We start from the raw sequence: 25,443 nt of genomic DNA, 5'->3' as shown, positions 1-25,443 counted from the left end.
ATACAGTAACGGTCTGATCACTATGGAGCTTGCGATTTACTTAAAGGAGTTATAGCTCTTTCCACAGAAGTCCGGATATGATAAGATTAAGGATAGATGGCGATAAGGAGGTTGGATGCCGGCAGCATATAGTTATGATTTAAGAAAAAAAGCAATGGAAGCACTAGACGAAGGGGAAAGCAGAGAAGCAGTGGCAGCAAGATTTAAAATTGGACGAACTACTTTGCGGGAGTGGCAGCAAAGAAAAAAAGAAACAGGCGACTTTCAGTCAAAAAAACTCGGTAATGGAGGTTACAATCAGAAAATTATCGACTGGAATAAGTTTATCGAATTTGCTAAAAAACACGGTAGAAAAACTCTGTCGGAAATGGCTAAACTTTGGGGCAACGTTAGTATCCAAACGATCCACCGAGCTCTCAGAAAAATTGGATTTACGCGCAAAAAAAGACATATGGATACAAGGAAAGGAACGAAGAAAAACGTGCTGAATTCTTAAAAATTATAGCAACAAAAGAACCAGAAAACTTAGTGTATATAGATGAGTCTGGGATTGATAACACGGAGGACTATCCATATGGGTATTGCCAGAAAGGACAGCGATTTTATGCCCTAAAATCTGGAAAAAAAACTCAACGAATCAGCATGGTTGCAGCCTTAAGTAGAAGAAAGATAGTTGCTCCATTAACATTTGAAGGCCACTGTAATATGGATATTTTTAATGGATGGTTTGAGCAATTTTTGGCACCGATCTTAGAACCTGGACAAACTGTCATTCTTGATAATGCTACTTTTCATAAGTCTGATAAGCTTATCAAGCTCGCTAAAGAGTCGGTGCAGAAATTTTGTATCTGCCGCCTTATTCTCCAGATTTTAACAAAATTGAGCATCATTGGTTTGCTATAAAAAACAGAGCCAGGAAAAACATTCCTCTATTCGAATCCTTTCGTCGTGCTGTTGATTCTGCCTTCCTATGACCTATTCGGACTATTATGAGAAATGCTATAATTTTCAGCATGCCATAAAAGCACTATATGCAGACAGAGCATATGACAGACATAAACTCTATAAATTGTGTGATGAATGCGGCATAAAGACAAAAATTCCTCCAAAAAAACAATGCAGCAGAGCATCCAAAGTATGGCAGAGAGAAATGCTGCAATTAGACTAATAAAGTCATACAGCGAAGATGGAATGAAGAGGTGGAAAAGGCAAACAAACTACGGAAAAAGATCTTATGTAGAAAGTTTTTTCTCGCGACTGAAACAAACATTCGGGTTTAATTTTCGGAACAAATCTGAAATTAATCGTGGGAAGGAACTGCTACTCAAGTGTTATTTGCTTAATCAATTTACTGACATTGGTATGGCTAAATTTGAAATGGCTACATGAATTTATCGTAAATTACCACCGCATAGTTGTAACATTGTACCATATTACAATGTTCGTACAGTTGTGTGCGCGACCGGGGGTTTTATACTATTCTAGAAGTAACATACGGAAAAGGGGGGATTCGAACCCCCGACATATTTTCATATGTGCACGCTTTCCAAGCGTGTGCTTTAGACCACTCAGCCACCTTTCCATGCTTATTCATAATATTGAAAATTGTACTGCTAAACAATATAAAAACCTGGTATATAGGGTTCACCACGAAAATTCACAGTATTGTTAAACTTGCTTCTGCAAGTTGGAAATGTTTTATCGCAACCTGCGAGTATTGAATATTTATCTCCAGCAAAAATTTGGTATGGAGGCGAAGTAAACAACGTAACTACTTTATTTTTATATTCTTTTACTACACCTTCAAACGCTATTGAGCCAAAGAATTTTACTACTCCGTGCTTATAATATTCATCACTCTCAGTTAAATTCGTGTCTTCAAATCTTCTTTCATCTATTACTTTAGTGATTGTACTTATTTTACTAAATTTTTTAGTATCGGCTTTACATTTATCATCGCAAAATTGTGCTCTGCATGCAGGAGAGTATAATTCTGCTATGCTTCTCTCAAGCTTTGCTGAGAGCCCTCTAATTTCAGCAATAAATCTTCCACTACTTAATGTCACTTTACCAAAAATTCCTGAATGTAGATTCATTGTTCCCTGGGTCAAGTCTTTATAATTCACAAGAAATATCTCAATATTTGCAAAGTCGTACTTTCCTGATAAAACATCTTTTTCTTTGATATCAACACTATTTAATATTCCCTCAATTTCCAAATTATCAGTCTTTAAATCGCTGTTTAATATTATACTACTGGCTGTAAATCCACTTGAAGATTTATAGAGTATATTATCAATATTTAAGTCTTCATCATAGTCAGTGAATCCCATTACTTCTCCACCTGCGAGCTTTAATTTCCAGCACGTAGCAGTGGTAAGTAATTCTCCAGCTAAATGATTTTTTAGTGTGGTTTGCATAGGGGCCTCCTGCTTAATTGATTAAATTTGAAAGTAGCTATACGGCCAGTAGAATAAGGGCAGTGTGTTCTTTTCTCATCATCTAAGTAGCCATAAAGCGTTATTCCGGTGACCATAGGGTGTCATTCCAGTGCTTGACACTGGAATCCAGGAAATTTTGCTTGTAAGTAAGCAAACTGATTTGGTGAGCATAAAAAGTGGCTGATCTTATGCTGAATAAACGCTTTTGATGAAGTTGCATGGAAAGCTGGATCCCAGTGTCTGGGCACTGGGATGACAGGAGAGAGGACACCATATGTTTATTTGATCGACAAATAAACACTAACAGACAAGAATACACCACAGTTAACTGTGGTGTGTACTGGCTGGTTAGAAAGAAAACTTCACACCAGTAAGAAGGAGAATTCCTTGGTTAGAAGGTACATCAGCATCAGACTCATCTTTCAGCTTACCTGTTTCGTTAGTCATAAAATAATGGAGAGCTGCGTAAGGAACAAATTTGTTCTTACTGCATGCAGGAGACAGATCATATTGAACGCCAAGTGCACCATCATGAAGCATATCTTTGTCATTCATTCTGCTGCCAAAATACGTCAAACTTGTGTAGATATTCTCATGTTGATACCCAGCTCCTACAGTCCAATACATGGTATCTATACTATCTTTACCAAATTGAGCTTTCAGCCCTTCCACTCTTTTGCCATCAGTAGCATCTTTACTATCAATTTTCGTATAGGTATCACCAATTAATTTTTTAACACCCTTCGGTTGACCAGATTTGCCCAAGTATGCAAAAGAGGCAGCAAACTTTACGCCTTGATCTTCATTAATCTTATAATCAGCGCTTACACCAAAATTAACACCCATCAGGTCATTATACTCCACAAATTCCTTATAAAGATGCTTATCTTTACTTGGTTGCTTTGGAAAGCCATATTCACCAACTGCAGAAGTTTTAACTTTTATGTTATGTTTATCAAAGTCATATTCATATGATGCACCAGCACTTACTATGTGCTCATAGTCTGGGCCGACATGCTTTATCGTTTCCTTATGTTCTATCTTACCGCCTTTATCTTCTGAAACTGTTTCTTTTACAGTAAACAAACCACTATCATAACGAGGTGAGTAGCTGATACCAAATCTTGCGCCCATATAATTTGGTGAGTAGTAAGCAACTCTAAATGGCAGTGTAGTCATAACGCCTTTGTTATATTTCCCTGCCATACGGAAAGAGAATTTTTCACTTTCACTCGAAAAACTTTCAGTGTAAAGACGTGGTGTTACATAAAATGGAAAGCTAGCAGCGCTTCCTTCTAAGTTCACTTTTCTGAACCAGTCACTATCTGCAGCTCCGTCAACAGTCGCAATTCTTGTTGCATCAAGCCTCATCAGAGCCTCAGGACCAAATTGGTAACCAAGCTTCACGTCACCATATTTTGAGTTAACAAACACATGCGCACTTCTGCCTTTTGCAGCATAAACACCCTGTGAAGCTCCCTTACCTTCGGTCACTGGGACATGAAACTGCACGTCAGCACCATAAAGAAGACCTAAATCTTCATTCTTATTTTCTGCTCTGAGGTGCAATATTGCATCAGCAATCATACCCATATCGTTGCTGTAATCACCAATATTTCCTATTCCTTCATAGAATATTGGATTTGCTCCTTTTGTTATATCTGGAGTGGCATTATAATACTCTGTAGATCTGTTTGGCATAACGTTATAACGTTTATAATCTGCGCCACTTGGTCCAGCTTTGCCATAACCTTGAGCATCAACAACACCACCAAAAGTTATTCTTAAATTACTTTGCCCTTGATTGGTATCGATAATATCAACTCCACCAACTGAAACAACAGGACTTGCCTTACCTTTTTCCTCTGTATTTTTGTTAACAACTTTTATATCCTTCTTTACATCTTTAGCTTCAACTTTAGCATTCTTAGTTTTAGAACGCTTAGTTTTTGAAACTTTACCTTTTTCTATATTAGAATTCTTAGCGTTTAGAGCTTTCGCTTTTGAATCCTCTATAAGCTTTGCTTTTTTCTCATTTGCTAGCCTGATCTCCTCTTTTTTCTTCTGCTCGGCTGCTAATCTCATCTCTTCCTTTTTCTTAAGCTCTTCAGCTTTTTTTCTTGGATCAGCATTACATATTCTGTCCATCTTTTCTTTCAGTTTTTTATTTGATGTTTTCATAACTTCTGTTTTTCCAGAAGTTTTTGTGCTCTCTTGCTTTTTTATTTCCTTCATACTCTCATCAGGAAAGTCAGCTGCAAAACTGCTGAAAGAACATAAAGTTAATAAAGAAACTAGAGCAGTTCTAGTATACATAGACTTTTTCATGAAGTGCCCCCAAAAAATTTCGAAATCATATCTTAAATGTAAATAGTATAAAAATGTTGAAAATTCAACTTAAAGCAACCTTATAACGAAAATAAAAGTAAAATGCAATACCTTAAAAGCAACTTTCTTAATATGCTCAACGTGTATATTAACCAAAATTTAGTACAGAGGTTCGCTTGTTAGTGCATTATAACTCGACTATTTATTCTATGGAAGTAAAATTTTTCCACCACAAGTTATTTGCCATTCTTCTTTAAATTTCTTTAGGTATTCTTTTTTTTCGCACTCTAAAAGCAGCTCTTCCACACTTTTGTTGTAGCTTTCAGTAGTAATCCTTCCCTGATGATGCATGAACCTTAAGTAAATCAAATAAGTGTTAATTACATCTGTTTCACAATAATCTCGAATCTCTTGTATCTTGCCGCTATCGTATAAGTCCATAACTTGTGACCCATCAACTCCAATCTTACCAGGAAGATTAAATGCTGCACAAACTTCGTTCATTTTTACTCTCGCAGAAGCTCCAAAATCAGAGAGGGATTCAAGCAAATCACAATGCCAATCACTGCTATATCTCTGATTGTAACTATTCCACTTATCGCCAGCTTTATGAAAATATTCTGCTTGAATGCCATGGACCATAGCACGATACTTCAGCACTGGTATATCAAAAGTGCGTCCGTTGAACGAAACTAATCTTGGCTTTTTCTCTGATATGTAGTTAAAAAATCCTTTCACTAGCTCCTTTTCACTGGAATTTAGTGTGCCTCCAGATCTTATTTCTTGCAGTGTGAACACCTCATAACCACTCTGGTAGCTTATATTGCAAAGTAAAAAACTAATAACTACAACAAGGTGAAAAGGCTGACGCAGAAAAGAGTTTTGCCCGTTTGTTATTTCAAGATGATATTTTGTTAATGCATCCCTCTTCTCTTCTACACTACTATCATCACTAATATTGAGTAAATTTTTGCAGGAATTTACATCTGGTATAGTTTCAATATCAAATACCAATAAAGAATTAAGCATTGCCTATATACTCCTCCGGACGGTCGATCCAAGGTCGCACTTTCACAAATAAAAAGAGGTGTACCTTGCACTCAAATAATTTTTCTAGTTCAGCACGCGCTTCGATATTAATTTTTTTAATATTACTGCCATCTTTTCCTAGTACTATTTTTTTATGACTATCTTTCAACACAAATATGATCTGTTTGATGACTAAACTCTTATCTTTTTTTTCCTCAAATTGTTCAGTTATAACAGCTGTAGAGTATGGCAATTCTTCACGCAAGTTCAAGAATAATTTTTCTCTCGTAATTTCTGCTGATAAAAAATTTGTCGAGGAATCGGTTATTTGATCTTCTTCATAAAACCAGGGGCTCACCGATGCAACTTCAGACAAGTAATTCATCAAATCAGAAAGTCCATCATTCTTTAATGCTGATATCATAAAAACCTTTTCAAATTTATAAAGCAAATTCAGATGCTCATGCGCCATCTTTAATTCAGGCCTTTTTACCAAATCAGTTTTATTGATAACCAAAATGCATCTGCCTTTTGTGCGCTGCAGCCGCATAAATATAGTCTTAATTCTTTCTATATTTTTCAAATAATTGCTTACATCAACAAGCAACAAAGTGATGTCACTATCCTTAACTGCCGACCATGCAGATTTGACTAAAGCTTTTTCAAGTTTTGTTTCTGCTGAGAAAATTCCTGGGGAGTCAGTAAAGACAATTTGTGTGTTGTTGCATGTTGCAACACCCCTTATTTGCGTCCTTGTTGTTTGCACTTTAGGGGTGACAATTGCAATTTTCTTGCCTATGATGCTGTTAATTAATGTAGACTTCCCAGCATTTGGTAAGCCAGCTATGGTTACAAATAAGCATTTTTGTTCTTTCACAAAGAAAATTATAAAGAAAACTGAATGCCCGCGTCAAGCTACTTATATGACAAGAAGGATGACAGAACCCTTTTTGGTTAGCATGCAAAAAGGAAAAAAACTTATTCTACAAATTAAAAATACAATATACTCAAAAACTTTTCAGAAAATCCATAGGAGGGTTTGCTAATGAAGGTTCTTGAGTTGACGCCATTGCCTGAACGACTGCTTGATTTAAGGGTAACGTTTTAACCATAAGGTCACTAACTCCTTAATATGTGTGTTCATAATTTGATTTTCCACGAAAGACATAATAGCAATAACCAGTGTAAGTTAAAATGATTGGTAAAAGCGGTATTATAACAATGAGCATTAAAGATAAACTTGGCCCAGAAGCGGCTGCATCCAGAATGGTATATTGAAAAGGTATAATCCATGGGTAGATACTAATTCCTAAACCTAAATATCCCATAAAAAAAATAGCAATACTGAGAAAGAATGGACGGTACTCCCGTTTAGTATTCTGAAGATCAAACCACAGCATGAAAAATAGCCAAGATGTGAGTAATGGAATAGAAAATAAATAATAAAAATTTGGCATGCTAAACCAAAAGTTTTTAATACGTTCATTTAAAAATGGTGTCACTACACTCACTAGTCCCATGAAAATACCTACAAAACCAAGCGTATAAGAAGCAACCTTGCGTGCCCATTCTTGTGTTATATTTTCTGTCTTCATTATGAGCCATGTAGAACCTAAAAGTGCATATCCAAATATCACAGCAATGCCTGTCATTACACTAAAAGCACTTGCCCAATCAAATTGGCCACCAGAAAAGTTGCGTCCGTTTACTTCTACACCATGTATAAATGCACCTAAAATCATGCCTTGGCAAAATGCAGCACCAAGTGACCCAAAATGAAAGGCATAATCCCATAATCGCCTGTATTTTCCTTCTGCCTTAAAACGAAACTCAAAGGATACTCCGCGCACTATAAGGCCAAGCAGCATAATAATGATTGGAATATAAAAAGCAGGCATTAATATTGAATATGCAAGAGGAAAAGCAGCAAACAACCCTCCACCACCCAATACCAACCATGTTTCGTTTCCATCCCAAAATGGTGCAATTGAGCTTATCATGTGATCACGGCATTTATCTGACGGTGCAAAAGGAAGTAAAATACCAATACCTAAATCAAACCCATCCATTAAAATATACAGTAAAACAGCTATGGCAATTAGTAATCCCCAGATTAGGGGTAAATTAATTAAGGAAGAAAAATCAAACATGATTGTTGTCCTTTCCAGATGTACCAGCATCAATCACTGAAGCTCCAATACCGTGTTTATAAAATTGCTCTTCTTCTTTAATGACAGGAATTCCTTTGTATATAAGTTTCAGAATATAGTAACTACCTGCTCCAAATATAAGGGTATACATAACGATAAATGCAATCAAAGACCATGCAACCTGAGGACCGGTAATCGCAGATGAAAATGATTCAATTGTGCGCATAATTCCATATACAGTGTAAGGTTGACGGCCAATTTCAGTAGTAAACCAACCTGCAAGTAACGCTATGAACCCAGACGGCATCATTGATATCCACCATCCATGTAAGAAACAACTTTGGAATAATTTGCCACGAAGATACTGTATAACACTTACTGACCCAATTATGATCATTAAAATTCCAACTCCAACCATTATACGGAAGGACCAGAATACCCATACTACAGGTGGTCTATCTTCTTTTTTCCATTCCTTTAATCCTTTTACTTCTCCTAAAAAATCATGTGTTAAGATCAAGCTGGCAAGATTAGGAATTTTTATCTCGTAGTGATTAATTTCATTTTGCTGATCCGGATAAGCAAATAAAAGTAAGCCAGCCCCTTTTTCGGTTTCCCATATACCTTCCATTGCAGCAATCTTAGCAGGTTGATGCTTTAGTGTATTTAATCCATGCCTATCTCCCATGAACAGCTGAAATGGTGCAGCTAAAGCTACCATAATGGTTGCCATACCAAGCATAATTCTTGCTTGAGGAGCATGTCGTTTTCTCCAAAGATAAAATGCTCCTACACCACCAACCACAAAAGCTGTTGTAAGATAGGCTGCTGTTACCATATGAATAAAGCGATAAGGGAAAGAAGGATTAAAAATAATCTCTAACCAATTGGTTGGATATAGGAGACCATTCTCACCAATCGTGAATCCAGCGGGTGTTTGTATCCAACTGTTGGCTGCAATAATCCAAAAAGCTGAAATAAGCGTTCCCACTGCAACAATACAAGTAGAAGCAAAGTGCATACGAGAACTTACTCTATTCCATCCAAATAGCATAATACTCAAAAAAGATGCCTCCAGAAAAAAGGCTGTTAAAACCTCAAAGGAAAATAGAGGGCCGAGAACATTGGCTATGCGGTCAGAAAAAATCGACCAATTGGTACCAAGTTGATATGACATTACAACTCCAGATACCACTCCCATGCCAAAAGCAACGGCAAAAATCTTGATCCAGAATTTATAAACATCACGGAAACGTGTATCACCAGTATTAAGCCAACACCATTCCAAAAAGGCTAGAAAACTTGCAAGCCCGATCGTGAAAGCAGGAAATATAATGTGAAAGCCTATTGTGAAGGCAAACTGAATTCGAGCTAGCAGCACAGAACTAAATTCAAACATTTTATCCAATACCCATGTATTACAAATAATAGCCAAATCTACCTATAATTCAATCCATTTTTTCACAAAATTGACCTTACCCAGAAAAAGTAGAGAGAAAGTTAAGACGTTTTTGTCATGAGAATAAATTGTGCAGGAATACAACTGTTCTCCCTTGTCATACCGTCACGGTATCTCTAGATCCCGCTAACACGTAGCGGAATGACGATTGTCAGGCCAGCGCCCCTATGATGTCATCCCAGTGTCCAGACACTGGGATCCAGGTTGCTCACAAGCAAACTAGCATAGAAAGTGGTTACAACGTTTTCGATGAGATTATATGGAAAACTGGATCCCAGTGTCAGCTACTCGGATGACATCATCCTTTTTTGGGGATTCCAGCGTCACGCGCTGGAATGACACCTTCCGTATAAACATTAAGAAATTTACCAAGCGGAGAAAAAGGCAAAAGAAGCCCCGTGGTTGGCTAATTACTTACATTATACTTTCAAGTATGGCGTTTTTTTATTCTAAACGTTTAATAACCGCGATTCAGCTACTTTTAAACCGCAACTAATCTAAATTATAAACGTTAAGAAATTTACTAAACAGAAAAAAAGGCAAAAGAAACCCTAGGGTAGCTAGTTATTCACTATCCATTTTTTAAGTTGGCGTTTTTTTATGTTTTAAACGCTTTATAAGCGCGTTTCAGCTTATGTAGGTAGAAATTTTATAAGACATAAGGTGCACATAGTGCAAAAAATTAAGCATGAGACGCCAGATACGTGAGTTTTTTTGTCATTTAATCTGTACAGAGAAGATAAATAAATAGCTTCAGTTTCATGATAAGGGGGTTGGCGAAGGGTGTCAAGTAACTTTTGCATTTAATCCATTTCTATGGCTTATATAATAATCGTTATTGTAGTATAATTTAGAATAATGCAATAGATACCTAAATGTTTTAGCTATTAATTATATGTTGCACAAAAGCATATATTGCCCTACCATCCAAGTAGGTTAGAAATAAAGAGGTTTTTATGAGTTTTACTTTACCTGAATTACCATACGATAAAACAGCTTTGGAGCCTTATATATCTGCAAAAACCTTAGATTTTCATTATGATAAGCACCATAAAGGATATTTAAATAAACTCAATGAGCTAGTTGAAAATACGGATTATCAACATGTAAAAATTGAGGAATTAATAACAAAAGTGCATGGTAATAGCGGCAACTTGCCTATATTTAATAATGCAGCACAAGTTTGGAATCACACTTTTTATTGGAATTCAATGAAAAAAAATGGTGGTGGTAAGCCTAAAGATGGTAGTCTTCTAGCAAAAAAAATTCAAGACGATATCGGTGGCTTTGATAAATTTTATGAAGAATTTTCGAGTCATGGAGTAAGCCAGTTTGGCAGTGGATGGGTATGGTTAGTGCTCGAAAAAGGTAGGTTAGGAAAGCTCAAAATCACCAAGACTCCAAATGCAGATTTGCCAATAATTTATGGCCAAGTGCCACTACTCACTATGGATGTGTGGGAGCACGCCTATTATTTAGATTGTCAAAACCGTAGAATTGACTACATAAAAGTTTTCCTTGATCATTTGATTAATTGGGATTTTGCAGAAGAGAACTTAGAAGAATATATGAGATGAATATACCCCGGGTAACAAAATTAGATAATGGTCTGCGCATAATAACTGAGCAGGTGCGTGATATTGATTCCGTAGCTTTAAGCATACGAGTTGGTGTTGGCAGTAGAGCAGAAAGTGCAAAGCAAAATGGAATATCCCATTTTTTAGAACACATGGCTTTCAAAGGGACGAAGACAAGAACTGCCTTTGAAATTGCAAAAGCTTTTGATGACATAGGTGGAGTTTTCAACGCTAGCACCGGTAGGGAAAGCACCACCTATTATGCAAAAGTCCTCAAGAAAGACATAAAAACTGGTATTGATATATTAATAGATATATTGATGAATTCCACGTTTCCAGAAGATGAATTGGAACGTGAGAAGGGTGTTGTAATACAAGAGATTTTTCAAACTAATGATTCACCAAGTGACATTATTTTCGACAAATATTTTGAGGCAGCTTATAAAGACCAACCATTTGGTAGGTCAATCTTAGGCACGCAAAATACTGTAAAATCTTTTACTCGAGGAGATCTAGATAATTACATAAATGAGCATTACTTTGGTGAGAATATGCTATTTGCCGTTGCAGGAAATGTTGAACATGAAGAAGTTGTTGCATTAACCAAAGATTTTCTCTCAAAGATTCATTCTAAAAAGCTGAAAAAAAGCCAAAATGCGAGCTGTACTGGTGGTGAGTATTTAGAACATCGTAAATTAGATCAGGTACACTTGCTAATTGGTCTACCTAGTGTTTCTCGCCATGACGATAAATATCACACGTTTCAAGTGCTTGATTCTATATTAGGGAGCGGAATGTCATCACGTTTATTTCAGGAAGTAAGGGAAAAGCAGGGATTAGCTTACTCTGTTTATTCATTTAATTCCAGCTATACTAATACAGGAATGTTTTCCATTTTTGCTGGTACAGACAGTAGTAACTTAGATAAGCTTTTAAAATCTATAACGACAGAGTTGAAGAAGTTGTCTACAGATGATCTGAAGGAAGAAGAAGTAAATAGAGTGAAAGAGCGAGTAAAATCCCAAATTTTAATGTCACGCGAAAGTGTTAGCTCACGTGCTGAAACATTGGGACACTACTACGGTAACTATAATAGGTACATCAGTAAAAATGAATTAATAGAAAAAATTAGTGCAGTTACCACTGCTAACGTAAAAAAAGCAGCAGAAGAATTGTTATCTCAGCATGAAAAAACCACTCTAGCTGCAATTGGAGAAATTGAATCATTGCCAAGTTACGATAAAGTGGTTTCTATGCTTAAAGCTTAGTGTACTTTAATTATGTTGCTTAAGCTCACTAAAAAGTTCAATGAACGGTTGCAAAATCCTTTCTATAAAAAGTTTGCTTTCTGGTTCATCGCGTATATTACTTATCAGTTTATTCAAAGTTTTCTCGCTGTTTCGTAAAAATAAATAGCTTTCTACTGCTTGCACACCAGACAAGACAGTCAAAATTCCTCCTATCACTAGACAAGCAGCTATAGCAGGTACGGTACCCACTGCAATTGCAGTTGCGATTAATGATAACCCAGCTAAGAATGTAACGGCTGAAACGCAAAACGCTATTTGATGTTTTTCTTTATTGTTAACCATAAATACCTCACAAAAACTATATTTTTAACATACCAGTGTTGTCATGTATTGTCAAGTTTTTAAAGAAGATTAAAAAATGCAACGCACATGTGCAAAAGACGCTAACTATTAGCATTTCTCATAATAGTCCGAATAGGTCAGAGGAATGTTTTTCCTGGCTCTGTTTTTTATAGCAAACCAATGATGCTCAATTTTGTTAAAATCTGGAGAATAAGGCGGCAGATACAAAATTTCTGCACCGACTCCTTTAGCGAGCTTGATAAGCTTATCAGACTTATGAAAAGTAGCATTATCAAGAATGACAGTTTGTCCAGGTTCTAAGATCGGTGCCAAAAATTGCTCAAACCATCCATTAAAAATATCCATATTACAGTGGCCTTCAAATGTTAATGGAGCAACTATCTTTCTTCTACTTAAGGCTGCAACCATGCTGATTCGTTGAGTTTTTTTTCCAGATTTTAGGGCATAAAATCGCTGTCCTTTCTGGCAATACCCATATGGATAGTCCTCCGTGTTATCAATCCCAGACTCATCTATATACACTAAGTTTTCTGGTTCTTTTGTTGCTATAATTTTTAAGAATTCAGCACGTTTTTCTTCGTTCCTTTCCTTGTATCCATATGTCTTTTTTTGCGCGTAAATCCAATTTTTCTGAGAGCTCGGTGGATCGTTTGGATACTAACGTTGCCCCAAAGTTTAGCCATTTCCGACAGAGTTTTTCTACCGTGTTTTTTAGCAAATTCGATAAACTTATTCCAGTCGATAATTTTCTGATTGTAACCTCCATTACCGAGTTTTTTTGACTGAAAGTCGCCTGTTTCTTTTTTTCTTTGCTGCCACTCCCACAAAGTAGTTCGTCCAATTTTAAATCTTGCTGCCACTGCTTCTCTGCTTTCCCCTTCGTCTAGTGCTTCCATTGCTTTTTTTCTTAAATCATAACTATATGCTGCCGGCATCCAACCTCCTTATCGCCATCTATCCTTATCTTATCATATCCGGACTTCTGTGGAAAGAGCTATATGGATTAGCCAAGGAAGAAAGAGTAGGAAGAGGAAGGCTTTTTCTGTTTTAGGGAATATAAAATAAGCGTAGAAAAATATGAACTAGGTGTATAATTCACAGTGTAGTGGTATCTCACTAATCCAATTATTTTTCTCCCGATCTAGCCTATCATCTAATATAGCCTGCCTTATTGATGCCATTAACTTATTCATAAAGAAAATATTATGAATGGTAACGAGCGTGTAAGCCAGGAGCTCTTTAGCTTTCAGTAAATGGTGTATATAAGCTCTTGAATGTTTTCTGCAGGTAAAACATAAACAGTCACTTTCAATTGGGTTGTTGTCCAGCTCAAATCGTTGATTCCGCAAATTAATATGCTCTTTGCACTTTGAAGAAATAGAATTTCTGTTTTTTACTTTAACAAGTGCGCCACCATGCCTTGCTAAGCGGGTTGGATGCACGCAATCAAACGTGTCAATTCCAAGCTCTACTCCGCGAAAGATGTCCACAATTCCACCAATACCAAGCAAATGAGTAGGCCTGTCTTTTTTCAGGTGGTCCATAGTGAAAGAAACTACATCATGCATCTGCTCTTTACTTTGACCAAGTGATCCACCTATTGCTTGACCAAAAAATGGCAAATCGTTGATAAAATCACAACTTTCTCTACGTAAATCTTGATACACTCCGCCTTGACTAATTCCATACAGTGCCTGCTTGCCATTATTGTTTTTTTCAAATTCATTTAAAGAACGTTCAGCCCATCTGTGGCTCATGAGCATTGATTTTGCTGTGTATTCTTTGCTTACGTGAAATGGAGTGCATTCATCTAAAACTAGGATTAAATCTGCACCTAATTTCTGTTGAATTTGTACAGATTTTTCAGGAGTTAAGCAATAAATTTTACCATTAATGTAAGAACGAAAAATTGCCCCATCCTCATTAATTTTGATCAAAGTTTTTTGTTTTTTTCTTATTCCTTTTATCTCTTCCGAAACTGATCCGTGGCCTAAGCTAAATATCTGATATCCACCTGAGTCAGTTAGCATTGGCCCATTCCATCCTATCATCTTGCGCAAACCACCAAGTTTTGCAACAGTATTCTCTCCTGGTTGAAGCATTAGGTGATAGGTGTTGGAAAGTATGATTTGGGTACCAGCTTCACTTATTCTTTCAATATCTGCAGCTTTAATTGCAGCTTTTGTTGCGCAGAATATAAAAGCGGGGGTTTCTACGCTTCCATTTGGAGTTTTAATTGTTCCAACTCTTGCAGAACCTGATTGCTTGATTCTCTTGAATGAAAATTCTTCTTTCATCTATTTGCCTGAAAGTTCTGTTATGATGTTTTCTACTTTCTCAGGAGTAAGATTTTCATAGAAGTCATTATTGATCTGCACAACGGGAGCATTAACGCATGCACCTAGGCATTCAACTTCTTTTAAAGTGAACAAATTATCTTTAGTAGTCTCACCGATATTGATTCCAAGTTTTTTTTTTAAGGTATTTAAAACTTCTTCACTATTGCACAACCAGCAAGGAGTTGTTCTACAAATTTGTATTAGATATTTGCCTACTGGTTTTAAATTATACATGGTGTAAAAATTTGCCACTTCATATACACGAATATGTGGAATATGCAGCATATCAGCAACATAACGCATAGCAGATTCAGAAACCCATCCGCATTGCTCTTGAACCAGATATAGTAAAGGCATAACAGCACTACCTTCTCTACCTTTGGGATACATCTCTATAAACTTTCCCGCTTTCTTGAGGTTTTCTGATGTAAAACTAAACTGCTCTTCTTTTTCTATCATTCATGAGACTCGTGTAAACTTTAACAGATTATACCTGTAGAACCAATGATTGCAATTGTTGGTTTTTTGAGAAATAGCATAAAGCTTCTTAGCCCTCTTCAAGCTTATATTTACCTTTTAGTATAAAATATTATATTAATTTTTTAATTTTAGTTAAAATTTTCATTGACATTAACACACAGGAGTAATCATAATAGCATTTTATTAATATTTTAAATAAAATTATGTCTATATTAAGAAGATTGCTCGGGATCAACTCAAATACACCGGAAATTAAAGAAGCGATAGGTTTTAATCCAACAAACGTAGAATTAATTGAGGGGAATGGAGTTGCTTACGGACTCAGCTATCAAGATAATGGTAATGGGAGCAGTAAAGTAAAATTACTTATTAGTCCATTATATCAATCAAAAACATACGAATGTGGTACAAATATCAGCGTAGCAAATGAATTCAAAGATCAATTATCTCTCACATTAATAGAAGATTCAGCTGAAATAGATAAAGTTGGAGTTATCTTTCCTGAAGAAGGAATTAGCGAAGAAGGAGAAAAATGCGTTAAAGGCTTATCTTTTAACACTTACGGAATTAAACAATCAGTTAATACTCCTTCAGTTGAACATTTAGATAAAAGAAAATTACAAAAGAATATTGATAATAATAGTCTTGCAAATGTGGGCAATAGTTACTTTCAACCAAGAGCAGTGAAAGTTGGTAATGGTGACGTAATTGTAATCGCCCATAACTTAAAGGATCAAACTTTAGTTTCTTGGTCTTAAAGTCAAGCGAGAGCGGAAAATTTAAGGTATTGACTGGAGAAAAAGGTGTTACAGAAAGAAAATTGTTCAATTTTGATAATCAGGGGCAATTGGCATTAAATGGAAACACGATGCTTTATTCGCAAGTGAGCAAAAGGATTACTAAGGAAAATCAAGAGGTGAGAAAAACACGTATTTTTAAATTTGATATGGCTAAAGTGATTCAGGGTCTGAAGGATGGAGTTAATGGCTTTTTACTTGGTAATCGAAAAGGTCAAATAGATAATAAAGCACTATCTCTTTCTAGAGAACATGAAATAAGCTTTTTGCAGTATGTTGAACAAACGGAAGGAAATGATCTAGTTGCTTTTCTTGAAAATGACCAATCAGCTAATGAGCAGAGGTTACATATAGCAACTCTACTTAAAAATGGATCAGTGTCAGATTTTCCTATCTATCAATTTACAGATCCTATAGAGCAATTATATATTAAAGGCAACGGTCAGGGTGGTTTTATCGTAACTGCGGTAAGTGGAGAAAATATTGTAACTTTTAATCAAAACGGCTCTGGAAAATCTTCTGAAGCAACAATAATACCGGCAAATAGCATCAAAACTCTCAGTGATTTTGTTAATATCATTAACGGTCGATTAACGCCAGATATTATTTCTAGTAGTACCGTGGCTCCTATAACTGTTGCAGAAACGGTTGTGACTTCTAAGAAGACGCCGACTGCTGCAATTACTAGCACAGCAGAAACCGACGCTGTGAAGACTACTATAGCATTTCTCATAATAGTCCGAATAGGTCATAGGAAGGCAGAATCAACAGCACGACGAAAGGATTCGAATAGAGGAATGTTTTTCCTGGCTCTGTTTTTTATAGCAAACCAATGATGCTCAATTTTGTTAAAATCTGGAGAATAAGGCGGCAGATACAAAATTTCTGCACCGACTCCTTTAGCGAGCTTGATAAGCTTATCAGACTTATGAAAAGTAGCATTATCAAGAATGACAGTTTGTCCAGGTTCTAAGATCGGTGCCAAAAATTGCTCAAACCATCCATTAAAAATATCCATATTACAGTGGCCTTCAAATGTTAATGGAGCAACTATCTTTCTTCTACTTAAGGCTGCAACCATGCTGATTCGTTGAGTTTTTTTTCCAGATTTTAGGGCATAAAATCGCTGTCCTTTCTGGCAATACCCATATGGATAGTCCTCCGTGTTATCAATCCCAGACTCATCTATATACACTAAGTTTTCTGGTTCTTTTGTTGCTATAATTTTTAAGAATTCAGCACGTTTTTCTTCGTTCCTTTCCTTGTATCCATATGTCTTTTTTTGCGCGTAAATCCAATTTTTCTGAGAGCTCGGTGGATCGTTTGGATACTAACGTTGCCCCAAAGTTTAGCCATTTCCGACAGAGTTTTTCTACCGTGTTTTTTAGCAAATTCGATAAACTTATTCCAGTCGATAATTTTCTGATTGTAACCTCCATTACCGAGTTTTTTTGACTGAAAGTCGCCTGTTTCTTTTTTTCTTTGCTGCCACTCCCACAAAGTAGTTCGTCCAATTTTAAATCTTGCTGCCACTGCTTCTCTGCTTTCCCCTTCGTCTAGTGCTTCCATTGCTTTTTTTCTTAAATCATAACTATATGCTGCCGGCATCCAACCTCCTTATCGCCATCTATCCTTATCTTATCATATCCGGACTTCTGTGGAAAGAGCTATAAATTGACAACGGAAGCCGTTGCACCTACTTCTACAATAAGTAAACCTTCAACGGAGTCAACGACAGTAGCAAAAACAACTACTACTTCACAAGCGACCACGGTTGCTACAACGTCAACTAGTGTGCCGATAGTAACTTCAGGGACTGAGACAAGTACTGTAAAACCTACAGCAGCGACTGGTGCGTCGACTTCTACGATGAGTAAACCTTCAACAGAGTCAACGACTCAAACAAGTACAGTAACAGTGAAGCCAACAACAGAAGCCGTTGCACCTACTTCTACAACGAATAAACCTTCAACAGAGTCAACGACTCAAACAAGCACAGTAACAGTGGAACCAACTGCGCCAACAACAAGCTCAGAGAAAACTACACAAACAGTATTTAGTATACCAAGTACTAGAACAAAAGAGTCAACAACTCCTATATTCACCACGACTTTACTTCCTCAGTCTACTTCTTCACCACAACCTACTCAACTTGCTATAGGGTCTAATAAGGCAGGAATGATAGGGGGATCTTTGGTTGGAGCAATAGGTATTGTTGGAATTATAGGATTCATAGCATATAGATATGTTAAGGGTCGTAATGCTGCTCCTGTATTAGAACTAACTGATTTGGGTTATAGAAGGCGATCATCTTCAAGTAGCGATGAAGAAATTTTTACCACTGGTAACAGAATGCGAACTATATATCAATCTGAAACAGTGCTAAATAGTATATCAGTAGAAAGTAGTAGTCGATCAAGAAGTAGCTCATCGTCTTCAAGCGGTGGACCAGGCTCTTGACTAACTGAAGCGGAGTCTAAAAGTGAAAAAAGCTTATCTTGGGATAGTGATGATGTGCCGGAATATCACCTTTAGCTATTTGTCTAAATGTTTTTAATATGTAGACTGTTAGGAAATTGTCTTTTGCTTTTGTGATTTTCATGTTAAAGTATAATTCCTAGGTGAAATAAGTAGCTGCTGTTGTGTGATAAACATAGCAGAGGAAAGTCCGGGCTCCAAGGAAAAATAGTGACGGGTAATGCCCGCCGGAGGTAACTCCAGTTATAGGGCTACAGAAAATTACCGCCTAAAATATTTTTAGGTAAGGGTGAAAAGGTGTGGTAAGAGCACACCATGGCAATGGCAACATTGGTAGTCGAGTAACCAACACTAGGAGCAAGATTAAATAGAAGTAGATTTTATGTTTTCCTCATATCTACTCGGGTAAATCGCATGCGGTAAATGGTAACATTTACTCCAGATAAATAGCTACATAAACAGAACTCGGCTTATATTTCACCTAGGCGTTCACATGATACGTGCGATATAAGCCATGCTATATTTAAATGTGTAGGCATTTCATGCGTTGTCCTTCACTTGTTCTGCTTGATAGCCATCACTACTTTCGCCTACATTAACATTAGAATATTCATCATCATCAATATACTCTTTCAGAACATACCCTCTGCCCCAAACGGTTTCTATGTGGCTTTTTCCATCATTTGCACTTTCAAGTTTCTTACGTAATTTGCACATAAAAACATCAACTATCTTGTTATCTGAAGGTTCATCCAAGCCATTGTAAAGATGATTTAAGAACATTTCTTTTGTTAGTACTGTTCCTTTACGCAGTGCTAGCAATTCTATCATAGAATACTCTTTATTAGTAAGGTGAACCGTTTTACCTTTCACCTCAACAACCCTGTGATCAAAATTGATATTTATATTACCAATCTTTATCACCGATTCAGGATGGCCTTTAGTACGACGCACTATGGCCTTAATTCGAGCTAATAACTCGCTTTTATGAAATGGCTTGGTTAAGTAATCATCGGCACCATACCCGAGTCCTTTAGCTTTGTGATTGACAGCGGATATGCATGAAAGTATTAAGACAGGAACTTTGATTTTTGCACTTCTTAGTCTTAACAATATATCATATCCGTCAATATCACCAGGTAAGTGTATATCTAAAATAACTAGGTCATAGTAATCTCCGTTTGAGGAAACCATATTATTGTTATAATCTTGTGCAGAAGTAACAACGTCACAGAAGTGTCCATCAGAAGTTAAGGCGTTAACTACAGTCTTTGCACTTACTTGATCATCTTCAATTAATAATATACGCATATTTTACACCCCATAAATAATTTATAATTTTAGTAATATATATAACTAAGGAAAGTAATAAATCAAATTTTTATTAACAAATGATCAAAATTACACTTATTAATTAATAGTAAATATATTGTTCCAAAGTTATATAAATAGATCTAAAATATAATAGACATACCATGATAGTAATAATATTTTTAGTAAATATTGAATTAAAGTTACTATTATTAAAAGAATACTTCGGTTAATAAATATTTAACTATTCTATATGTCTGTGTTATATTTTTAATTTACTTATCCTACTATTTTAAAGTATAAGTAATATTTTCAGGAATATTGTGTGGCAATATCAATTTTAGGTGCTGGTGCATGGGGTACAGCAATCGCAATTTCATTAGGTAGTAAGAAAGATGTGATTTTGTGGACTCACAATGAAACTACATTTGAATCAATCAACGGGAAAAGAGAAAGTGACAAGCTACCCGGTTGTCGAATTTCTGATAATGTGTCAGTAAAATTGGCTATTGAAGACATAATTAATGCTTCAGTAACAATCCTCGCTGTTCCCACTCAGTCTCTGAGGAAGGTATGTCAGCAATTGCATAATTGTAATCTGAAAAAAGATGTAGCAATAATTTTAGCTTGTAAGGGAATAGAAAAGTCTACATTAAAATTACCTAGTGAAATAGTAAATGAAATTTTACCTAACAATCCTATTGCTATTTTTTCAGGTCCTAGCTTTGCTGTAGAAGTTGCAAGAAAATTACCCTATTCAATGGTTCTTGCATGCCAAAATAACACATTAGGTTCAAAGCTAGTATCAGAGCTGCAACAAGAAAATGTTAAATTGGAGTTTAGTAACGACATTATAGGAGTACAGATTTGTGCAGCGTTAAAGAACGTTTTTGCTATAGCGTGTGGGATTGTTCTAGGTAGTAAACTTGGGTTTAATGCTCATGCAGCATTGATTACGAAAAGTATGAGCGAAATTAAGGCTTTATACTCAGCAAAAATTGGTGACGGTAGTGTGGATATAAATACACTACTTGGGCCAGCATGTCTGGGTGACCTAATTATGACATGCACATCCTTGAATTCAAGAAACTTATCTTTTGGGTTTAAAATAGGTAATAGTGACAATGGCTTTAATGTTCAGCAGATTTTGTCAGAAGGCAAGTCAGTGATTGAAGGTTTTAGCACTGCTGAGTCCATATTTAATTTAGCAGGAAAGCTAAAGATAAAAATGCCTATATGTGAAGCGGTCTATAGATTATTGTATGAAAGCGCCTCTATAGAGGATACTATTTCTGTTCTTGTAAGTTAATTTTGTATTTGGATATATTGTGAAATTTTTATATAAATTAATATCAACGTGGTGGCTGTCTGGAACAGTAAAAAAAATGCCAGGTACTGTGGGTAGTTTGGCTTCTTTTCCGCTTGTTCCTGTAATCCTGAGCAACAAAATTTTAGGTGCAGCAATTATTTCTTTTTTATTCTTAATTGGATTATGGTCTACAGGTAATTATATAAAACATTACAAGACTTCATGTGATCCAAAAGAGGTAGTAATTGACGAAGTGGTTGGTCAATTGCTGACGATACTTTTAGTTTCGATATTGTTAAGCCAAGAGATGAATTGTTCTTCATTGTTGTTGTGCTTTTTTTCTTTTAGGTTTTTTGATATAATAAAAACGTGGCCTATAAATTTAATCGATAAAAATACCAAAGGTCCTTTAGGTATTATGCTAGATGACGTTATAGCTGCAATTTTAGCCTGTGTTCTTATAGGAGCCTTTTATTGTTTATTGTTGGTGTATGCAGGATAAAAAAATTTATTATTCAAGCTTAATTGTTCAAAATCTAAAGGATTATATACTGTACACAGCGAATTTATCTGAGTGGGAAGTACACGATGAATTTGATAACATCATATTTACAATAAATGGTACCAGGGAGTCATTATTTAATTTTGTGTTCTGTGGAGATCAATGTACCGAGCTTTCTATACAAAAAACTCTAGATTATCTCAGAACAAGAGATATAGAAGCAACATGGGTAATAAATTCACATATGAAAATAAGAGATATTTTAGAAAAGTGTGAAATAAAACACGTTAGCACACCAAAAAAAGCTTTACTTAATATGAAAAATTACTTTTTACCTGCTGATGTTATTCCAAACTTGAGGTTAAATGCTGTGAATGGTAGCAACCTCTTAGAACAGTTAGATCTACACACTTCTAAAATTTTTTATCATGGCGTTGGAATTGTCAGCACATTTTTTCGCGGATTATCAAATTATGATGATAAGAACTCAAGATTAAGATTTTTTCTTGTAACACTAAATAATGAAATTATTGGGACATGCGGTCTTTATGTTCAAGACAGCGTAGCTGGTTTTTATAGTGATGGAGTTTTACCAATTTACAGGAATCGTGGAATAGGTACCCAAATGGTTTTAGAAAGAATAAAGATAGCTAAACAGCTTGAATGCAAATATATAGTAGCACATTGTATGAAATCTTCTGTGAACCTTTATAAGAGATTGGGCTTTCAAATGTTAGGCAATCTTTACTTATATACCTCTTCAGCATAATTCTGAGCGGTTACAAATTTTTACATTTGTTTTAAAAGTGCTATGTTTTTTTTGTATGAAGTGGTTTTAATATTGATTCTAATATTATTCTTTCTCTCTTATTCTAAATTAAAAATTAGTAATAAGATTAAGAACTTACAGCATCAAAATGTTATCATAAATAATTTAATTGATACTGTGAATGATGGGTTTTATATTTGGGATGCAAAAAAACGTATAGAAAAGTTCTCTCCCAATTTACTAATTTTGCTTAATACTGTTTTTTACTCATTTAATGAGTTTGTGAATTTTTTTGAGCAATCAGAAAGCTTAATCAAAAATTTTGTTGAAGCAAAGGAAATAAATAAATCTTTTACTCTAGATTTAAAGTCAAAAGACAGTGAGGTTTATTGCATATGTTACGGTAGAAGCATAATAGATGATTCTAACAATGTGATAGGTGTACTGTTATGGATAAGGAATGTCTCAGACTGTAAGATAAAGGCTAACGGACTTGAGTTAGAAAATAGTAAGCTTACACAGGAAGTGGAGAGCTATAAAAACGTTTTCAACTCTTTACCATTTCCAATACTAAGATATAACAAGAGTAGAAAGGTGGAATTTTATAACTTGTTTTATGATAAATATGTAGATGGTTCTAAGAAATTTGCTATTACCGGTAGCGCTCATAGCACAAAACCAGGAAGACATGTCATAACTTATAAGAACGAACCTAAGGTTTTCGATTTTGTTAAAATTCCAATACAAGGTTCTGGTAGCATAGTAATGTATGGGAAAGATGTTAGTGATGCAGAGAAATTATATACTGAATTAAACAGTTATTTAGCTACACAGAAAAATTTGCTTGAGAGGTTACCGGTTGCTATAGTAATATATAGTAAGAATCAAAAGCTAAAATGTTATAATAATGCTTTTATAAAAACCTTTCAATTTGACCCAAAATTTTTGGCATCTTACCCAACTTATCACGAAGTTATGCTTTACCTCTTCGAATCTAAAAAGCTTTTAGAAAAAGAGGATTTTCAAACTATTAGTAACCAAAGACATGAGTTGTTCAAAAAATTATTTGAATCGTACGATGATACGATGCACTTCACAAACGGAAAAGCGTTCAGGGTATTAACAATACCCTACGCTTCGGAAGGTTTGCTGTTCTCTTACGAAGAATGCAAAAGATAATACTTAAACTCCTTCTCTCTCTACCATGAGCTGTTTTACTTTCGCTATTGCTCTTGCTGGATTAAGTCCTTTAGGACAAGTTTTTGTGCAATTCATTATTGTATGACAACGATACAACTTGAATGGGTCGTTTAAAACATCAAGTCTTTCACCTGTCTTATTATCACGGCTGTCAGCAATCCATCTGTAAGCTTGTAATAGTATTGCTGGTCCTAAAAATTTATCACTATTCCACCAGTAGCTTGGGCAACCAGTCGAACAGCAAGCACATAATATACAGTCGGACAAGCCATCTAATTTTTTTCTATCTTCAGAAGATTGAGAGTATTCTTTATTTGGTAGGGCAGGCTTATCTGCTTGTAACCAAGGTTTAATTGATTTGTATTGCTCATAAAATTGGCTCAAATCCGAGACTAGGTCCTTTATTACATACATGTGAGGTAATGGATATATTTTTACGTCACCTTTTATATCATGTATAGATCTAGTACATGCAAGAGTATTGGTTCCGTCAATATTCATGGCACAAGATCCACATATGCCTTCTCTACAAGAACGTCTGAAAGTTAAAGTCGAATCTATTTCATCCTTTATTTTTATTAATGCATCAAGTACCATAGGGCCACAATTATCCATATCAATAAAAAATGTGTCTATTCTAGGGTTTTTCTCGTCATCAGCAGACCAACGGTAAATTTGAAATCTTCTGATGTTTTTTGCTCTAGCAGGAATAGGATAAATTTTGCCCTTTTGATTAATTTTAGAATTCTTTGGCAAAGAAAACTGAACCATATCACTTACCTTTTATTGTTTATAGCTAAAACCCTTTGTAGATAACATATTTTATTATCATCTACTATATTTTTATTAAATTCCTTTTAAATCGTGCACATATTGTAGCCAAGCGAAGCTAAAATCTCTCTTTCTAGATTTTTCATTATAATTTCTTCATCTTTTTTTTGGTGATCATAACCAAGTAAATGCAGTAATCCATGCACTAACATGTGTGCAATGTGAGCAAGAATGGGTATATAATACTCATGCGATTCTCTTTTTATTGTGTCTATTGAAATTGCTATGTCTCCTAAATCGCACTCATTAGACAATTGTTCATACGGAAATGATAGTACGTTAGTTGGCTTATCCATTTCTCTAAATTTTAAATTAAGTTGATGTAGCAAGTCATCATCAGCCAGAGCTATTGATATATTTGGTTTATAGTGGTCTATTTTTAATTCTTTTAGAGAAGCATTGATGACACCTAATACAAAATTTTTAGGATTTTCTATAATGCTGCACCATTTCTTGTCAAGAATATTTACTTCTAACATGAGTGACACATCAGTAAGGGTGTCATGCAAATAGCTGACACTGGAATCCAAAAAAGAAGAGTTATAGACCCTTGTGTCATGTACACAACTGTACGAATATTGTACACTAGAAGGATGTCATCCCAGTGTCTAGGCACTGGGATCCAGGAATTTTGATTAGACATCAAGTTAGTGAATATAAAAGTAGCTAATCTTATATTAAAACACAACGGCTTTAATGTGGTTGCATTAACGCTGGATTCCAGTGTCAAGCACTGGAATGACACCTTTGTGTTTGATGCAAAATCGGCTATAACGTTTAATGCACTGCCTTCGAGACAAATATTCATACAGCTGTGCGTTGTGTGCTGA

The 25,443-nt window shown here is 35.5% G+C and carries 26 protein-coding genes, 1 tRNA gene, 1 other RNA gene and 2 pseudogenes; 15 read left to right on the top strand and 15 right to left on the bottom strand.

Translation table 11 applies throughout. The annotated features are described in order from the left end of the window. The first annotated feature begins 115 nt into the window (after positions 1-115). The 3 genes and pseudogenes from ABWU55_RS03910 to ABWU55_RS03900 all read left to right on the top strand — a co-directional run bounded on the left by ABWU55_RS03910 (position 116) and on the right by ABWU55_RS03900 (position 1,389). Positions 116-974: pseudogene (locus ABWU55_RS03910) on the top strand (IS630 family transposase). After that, positions 971-1,168 carry a hypothetical protein gene (locus tag ABWU55_RS03905; protein ID WP_353286148.1) on the top strand — a complete coding sequence of 66 codons (198 nt, stop codon included), beginning with the start codon at positions 971-973 and terminating at the stop codon, positions 1,166-1,168. Before ABWU55_RS03910 ends, ABWU55_RS03905 begins: the two are co-directional and overlap by 4 nt. After that, positions 1,138-1,389 (top strand): hypothetical protein, encoded by a 252-nt coding sequence (locus ABWU55_RS03900; RefSeq protein ID WP_022626339.1) that lies wholly within the window; start codon positions 1,138-1,140, stop codon positions 1,387-1,389. Before ABWU55_RS03905 ends, ABWU55_RS03900 begins: the two co-directional genes overlap by 31 nt. A gap of 106 nt (positions 1,390-1,495) precedes the next feature. Here the strand turns inward: ABWU55_RS03900 and ABWU55_RS03895 are convergent. The 7 genes from ABWU55_RS03895 to ABWU55_RS03865 all read right to left on the bottom strand — a co-directional run bounded on the left by ABWU55_RS03895 (position 1,496) and on the right by ABWU55_RS03865 (position 9,347). Then, positions 1,496-1,582 (bottom strand) — tRNA-Ser (locus tag ABWU55_RS03895). Positions 1,583-1,613: 31 nt separating this feature from the next. After that, a complete protein-coding gene (locus ABWU55_RS03890; protein ID WP_182320644.1) occupies positions 1,614-2,420 on the bottom strand; it encodes a DUF2163 domain-containing protein in 807 nt (268 codons plus the stop codon). A gap of 369 nt (positions 2,421-2,789) precedes the next feature. Next, positions 2,790-4,769, bottom strand: coding sequence for a porin (locus ABWU55_RS03885; RefSeq protein ID WP_353286147.1), 1,980 nt, complete (start codon positions 4,767-4,769; stop codon positions 2,790-2,792). 207 nt (positions 4,770-4,976) lie between these two features. Next, the gene (locus ABWU55_RS03880; protein WP_006279435.1) at positions 4,977-5,798 is read right to left on the bottom strand and encodes a 3'-5' exonuclease; all 822 of its coding nucleotides are present in this window, start codon (positions 5,796-5,798) and stop codon (positions 4,977-4,979) included. Beyond that, entirely contained in the window at positions 5,791-6,675 is an 885-nt protein-coding gene (era, locus tag ABWU55_RS03875; protein ID WP_010082484.1) for a GTPase Era, read from the bottom strand. The genes ABWU55_RS03880 and era overlap by 8 nt, the downstream gene beginning before the upstream one ends. A 250-nt stretch (positions 6,676-6,925) precedes the next feature. Then, the gene (cydB, locus tag ABWU55_RS03870) at positions 6,926-7,948 is read right to left on the bottom strand and encodes a cytochrome d ubiquinol oxidase subunit II (protein ID WP_010962802.1); all 1,023 of its coding nucleotides are present in this window, start codon (positions 7,946-7,948) and stop codon (positions 6,926-6,928) included. After that, the gene (locus ABWU55_RS03865; protein ID WP_353286563.1) at positions 7,941-9,347 is read right to left on the bottom strand and encodes a cytochrome ubiquinol oxidase subunit I; all 1,407 of its coding nucleotides are present in this window, start codon (positions 9,345-9,347) and stop codon (positions 7,941-7,943) included. Before ABWU55_RS03865 ends, cydB begins: the two co-directional genes overlap by 8 nt. A gap of 230 nt (positions 9,348-9,577) precedes the next feature. Between ABWU55_RS03865 and ABWU55_RS03860 the strand changes: the two genes are divergently transcribed. From ABWU55_RS03860 to ABWU55_RS03850, 3 genes are all read left to right on the top strand, one after another. Then, a complete protein-coding gene (locus ABWU55_RS03860; RefSeq protein WP_341811037.1) occupies positions 9,578-9,703 on the top strand; it encodes a hypothetical protein in 126 nt (41 codons plus the stop codon). Positions 9,704-10,363: 660 nt separating this feature from the next. Beyond that, complete coding sequence (locus ABWU55_RS03855; RefSeq protein WP_010082437.1) at positions 10,364-10,984, top strand: superoxide dismutase; 621 nt, start codon at positions 10,364-10,366, stop codon at positions 10,982-10,984. After that, positions 10,981-12,252: a M16 family metallopeptidase gene (locus ABWU55_RS03850; protein WP_010962800.1), complete on the top strand. Its 1,272-nt coding sequence runs from the start codon at positions 10,981-10,983 to the stop codon at positions 12,250-12,252. The genes ABWU55_RS03855 and ABWU55_RS03850 overlap by 4 nt, the downstream gene beginning before the upstream one ends. Positions 12,253-12,258: 6 nt before the next feature. Here ABWU55_RS03850 and ABWU55_RS03845 read toward each other — a convergent pair whose 3' ends face one another. From ABWU55_RS03845 to nuoE, 4 genes are all read right to left on the bottom strand, one after another. After that, positions 12,259-12,576, bottom strand: coding sequence for a hypothetical protein (locus tag ABWU55_RS03845; protein ID WP_010082444.1), 318 nt, complete (start codon positions 12,574-12,576; stop codon positions 12,259-12,261). A gap of 108 nt (positions 12,577-12,684) precedes the next feature. Beyond that, positions 12,685-13,532, bottom strand: a protein-coding gene (locus ABWU55_RS03840; RefSeq protein WP_353286146.1) for an IS630 family transposase whose coding sequence is annotated in 2 segments (ribosomal slippage) — positions 12,685-13,208 and positions 13,208-13,532 — 849 coding nt in all. Because the reading frame shifts where the segments join, the coding sequence is not laid out codon by codon here. Positions 13,533-13,679: 147 nt separating this feature from the next. Beyond that, positions 13,680-14,894, bottom strand: a complete 1,215-nt coding sequence (gene tgt / locus ABWU55_RS03835) for a tRNA guanosine(34) transglycosylase Tgt (protein WP_151807958.1) — start codon at positions 14,892-14,894, stop codon at positions 13,680-13,682. Beyond that, positions 14,895-15,395: an NADH-quinone oxidoreductase subunit NuoE gene (gene nuoE, locus ABWU55_RS03830; protein WP_264329512.1), complete on the bottom strand. Its 501-nt coding sequence runs from the start codon at positions 15,393-15,395 to the stop codon at positions 14,895-14,897. A gap of 224 nt (positions 15,396-15,619) precedes the next feature. Here nuoE and ABWU55_RS07845 point away from each other — a divergent pair. After that, a pseudogene (locus ABWU55_RS07845) lies at positions 15,620-16,932 on the top strand (hypothetical protein); the annotation flags it as partial. Positions 16,933-16,961: 29 nt separating this feature from the next. Here the strand turns inward: ABWU55_RS07845 and ABWU55_RS03815 are convergent. Further along, a protein-coding gene (locus ABWU55_RS03815) for an IS630 family transposase (protein WP_156518142.1) occupies positions 16,962-17,821 on the bottom strand; the annotation gives its coding sequence in 2 pieces (ribosomal slippage) (positions 16,962-17,497 and positions 17,497-17,821; 861 coding nt in all). A gap of 66 nt (positions 17,822-17,887) precedes the next feature. On the opposite strand from ABWU55_RS03815, the gene ABWU55_RS03810 reads away from it, so the two are divergent. After that, a complete protein-coding gene (locus ABWU55_RS03810; protein ID WP_353286143.1) occupies positions 17,888-18,673 on the top strand; it encodes a hypothetical protein in 786 nt (261 codons plus the stop codon). Between the two features lie 157 nt (positions 18,674-18,830). Continuing rightward, positions 18,831-19,180: RNase P RNA component class A (rnpB, locus tag ABWU55_RS03805), an RNA gene on the top strand. A 51-nt stretch (positions 19,181-19,231) separates the two neighbouring features. Here the strand turns inward: rnpB and ABWU55_RS03800 are convergent. Further along, on the bottom strand, positions 19,232-20,002 hold the full coding sequence (locus tag ABWU55_RS03800) for a response regulator transcription factor (protein WP_010962797.1): 771 nt from the start codon (positions 20,000-20,002) through the stop codon (positions 19,232-19,234). Between the two features lie 325 nt (positions 20,003-20,327). Between ABWU55_RS03800 and ABWU55_RS03795 the strand changes: the two genes are divergently transcribed. From ABWU55_RS03795 to ABWU55_RS03780, 4 genes are read left to right on the top strand one after another with little or no spacing between them, the layout of a single operon-like run. Beyond that, positions 20,328-21,311, top strand: coding sequence for an NAD(P)H-dependent glycerol-3-phosphate dehydrogenase (locus tag ABWU55_RS03795; protein ID WP_353286546.1), 984 nt, complete (start codon positions 20,328-20,330; stop codon positions 21,309-21,311). A gap of 19 nt (positions 21,312-21,330) precedes the next feature. Beyond that, on the top strand, positions 21,331-21,813 hold the full coding sequence (locus ABWU55_RS03790) for a phosphatidylglycerophosphatase A (RefSeq protein WP_006279290.1): 483 nt from the start codon (positions 21,331-21,333) through the stop codon (positions 21,811-21,813). After that, a complete protein-coding gene (locus tag ABWU55_RS03785) occupies positions 21,803-22,582 on the top strand; it encodes a GNAT family N-acetyltransferase (protein ID WP_006280097.1) in 780 nt (259 codons plus the stop codon). The genes ABWU55_RS03790 and ABWU55_RS03785 overlap by 11 nt, the downstream gene beginning before the upstream one ends. Before the next feature lie 42 nt (positions 22,583-22,624). Next, positions 22,625-23,761, top strand: coding sequence for a hypothetical protein (locus ABWU55_RS03780; protein WP_353286545.1), 1,137 nt, complete (start codon positions 22,625-22,627; stop codon positions 23,759-23,761). Between the two features lie 3 nt (positions 23,762-23,764). Here the strand turns inward: ABWU55_RS03780 and ABWU55_RS03775 are convergent, their stop codons facing one another. Continuing rightward, the gene (locus ABWU55_RS03775) at positions 23,765-24,553 is read right to left on the bottom strand and encodes a succinate dehydrogenase iron-sulfur subunit (protein ID WP_264378091.1); all 789 of its coding nucleotides are present in this window, start codon (positions 24,551-24,553) and stop codon (positions 23,765-23,767) included. Between the two features lie 86 nt (positions 24,554-24,639). Next, positions 24,640-25,092, bottom strand: coding sequence for an rRNA maturation RNase YbeY (gene ybeY, locus ABWU55_RS03770; protein WP_266408984.1), 453 nt, complete (start codon positions 25,090-25,092; stop codon positions 24,640-24,642). Positions 25,093-25,116: 24 nt separating this feature from the next. Here ybeY and ABWU55_RS07840 point away from each other — a divergent pair, with 24 nt between their 5' ends. Continuing rightward, complete coding sequence (locus tag ABWU55_RS07840) at positions 25,117-25,248, top strand: hypothetical protein (RefSeq protein WP_255322244.1); 132 nt, start codon at positions 25,117-25,119, stop codon at positions 25,246-25,248. Positions 25,249-25,263: 15 nt separating this feature from the next. Then, the gene (locus tag ABWU55_RS03760; protein ID WP_353286581.1) at positions 25,264-25,443 is read left to right on the top strand and encodes a hypothetical protein; all 180 of its coding nucleotides are present in this window, start codon (positions 25,264-25,266) and stop codon (positions 25,441-25,443) included.

The organism is Wolbachia endosymbiont (group A) of Crataerina pallida (assembly GCF_964028475.1).
In the GTDB taxonomy this organism is placed as follows: domain Bacteria; phylum Pseudomonadota; class Alphaproteobacteria; order Rickettsiales; family Anaplasmataceae; genus Wolbachia; species Wolbachia pipientis.
The sequence above is the reverse complement of the archived record's forward strand: the minus strand, read 5'-3'. Positions and strand labels throughout refer to the sequence as shown.

Excerpts from the sequence above, each read along its gene's own strand:
- ABWU55_RS03890 (WP_182320644.1), bottom strand. The coding sequence starts at position 2,420 with ATGCAAACCACACTAAAAAATCATTTAGCTGGAGAATTACTTACCACT.
- ybeY (WP_266408984.1), bottom strand. The coding sequence starts at position 25,092 with ATGTTAGAAGTAAATATTCTTGACAAGAAATGGTGCAGCATTATAGAA.
- ABWU55_RS03885 (WP_353286147.1), bottom strand. The coding sequence starts at position 4,769 with ATGAAAAAGTCTATGTATACTAGAACTGCTCTAGTTTCTTTATTAACT.
- ABWU55_RS03775 (WP_264378091.1), bottom strand. The coding sequence starts at position 24,553 with ATGGTTCAGTTTTCTTTGCCAAAGAATTCTAAAATTAATCAAAAGGGC.
- ABWU55_RS03855 (WP_010082437.1), top strand. The coding sequence starts at position 10,364 with ATGAGTTTTACTTTACCTGAATTACCATACGATAAAACAGCTTTGGAG.
- cydB (WP_010962802.1), bottom strand. The coding sequence starts at position 7,948 with ATGTTTGATTTTTCTTCCTTAATTAATTTACCCCTAATCTGGGGATTA.
- ABWU55_RS03900 (WP_022626339.1), top strand. The coding sequence starts at position 1,138 with ATGGCAGAGAGAAATGCTGCAATTAGACTAATAAAGTCATACAGCGAA.
- ABWU55_RS03845 (WP_010082444.1), bottom strand. The coding sequence starts at position 12,576 with ATGGTTAACAATAAAGAAAAACATCAAATAGCGTTTTGCGTTTCAGCC.
- ABWU55_RS03780 (WP_353286545.1), top strand. The coding sequence starts at position 22,625 with ATGTTTTTTTTGTATGAAGTGGTTTTAATATTGATTCTAATATTATTC.
- ABWU55_RS03865 (WP_353286563.1), bottom strand. The coding sequence starts at position 9,347 with ATGTTTGAATTTAGTTCTGTGCTGCTAGCTCGAATTCAGTTTGCCTTC.
- ABWU55_RS03880 (WP_006279435.1), bottom strand. The coding sequence starts at position 5,798 with ATGCTTAATTCTTTATTGGTATTTGATATTGAAACTATACCAGATGTA.
- ABWU55_RS03905 (WP_353286148.1), top strand. The coding sequence starts at position 971 with ATGACCTATTCGGACTATTATGAGAAATGCTATAATTTTCAGCATGCC.
- tgt (WP_151807958.1), bottom strand. The coding sequence starts at position 14,894 with ATGAAAGAAGAATTTTCATTCAAGAGAATCAAGCAATCAGGTTCTGCA.
- ABWU55_RS03850 (WP_010962800.1), top strand. The coding sequence starts at position 10,981 with ATGAATATACCCCGGGTAACAAAATTAGATAATGGTCTGCGCATAATA.
- nuoE (WP_264329512.1), bottom strand. The coding sequence starts at position 15,395 with ATGATAGAAAAAGAAGAGCAGTTTAGTTTTACATCAGAAAACCTCAAG.
- ABWU55_RS07840 (WP_255322244.1), top strand. The coding sequence starts at position 25,117 with ATGCAAATAGCTGACACTGGAATCCAAAAAAGAAGAGTTATAGACCCT.
- ABWU55_RS03860 (WP_341811037.1), top strand. The coding sequence starts at position 9,578 with ATGTCATCCCAGTGTCCAGACACTGGGATCCAGGTTGCTCACAAGCAA.
- ABWU55_RS03800 (WP_010962797.1), bottom strand. The coding sequence starts at position 20,002 with ATGCGTATATTATTAATTGAAGATGATCAAGTAAGTGCAAAGACTGTA.
- ABWU55_RS03785 (WP_006280097.1), top strand. The coding sequence starts at position 21,803 with ATGCAGGATAAAAAAATTTATTATTCAAGCTTAATTGTTCAAAATCTA.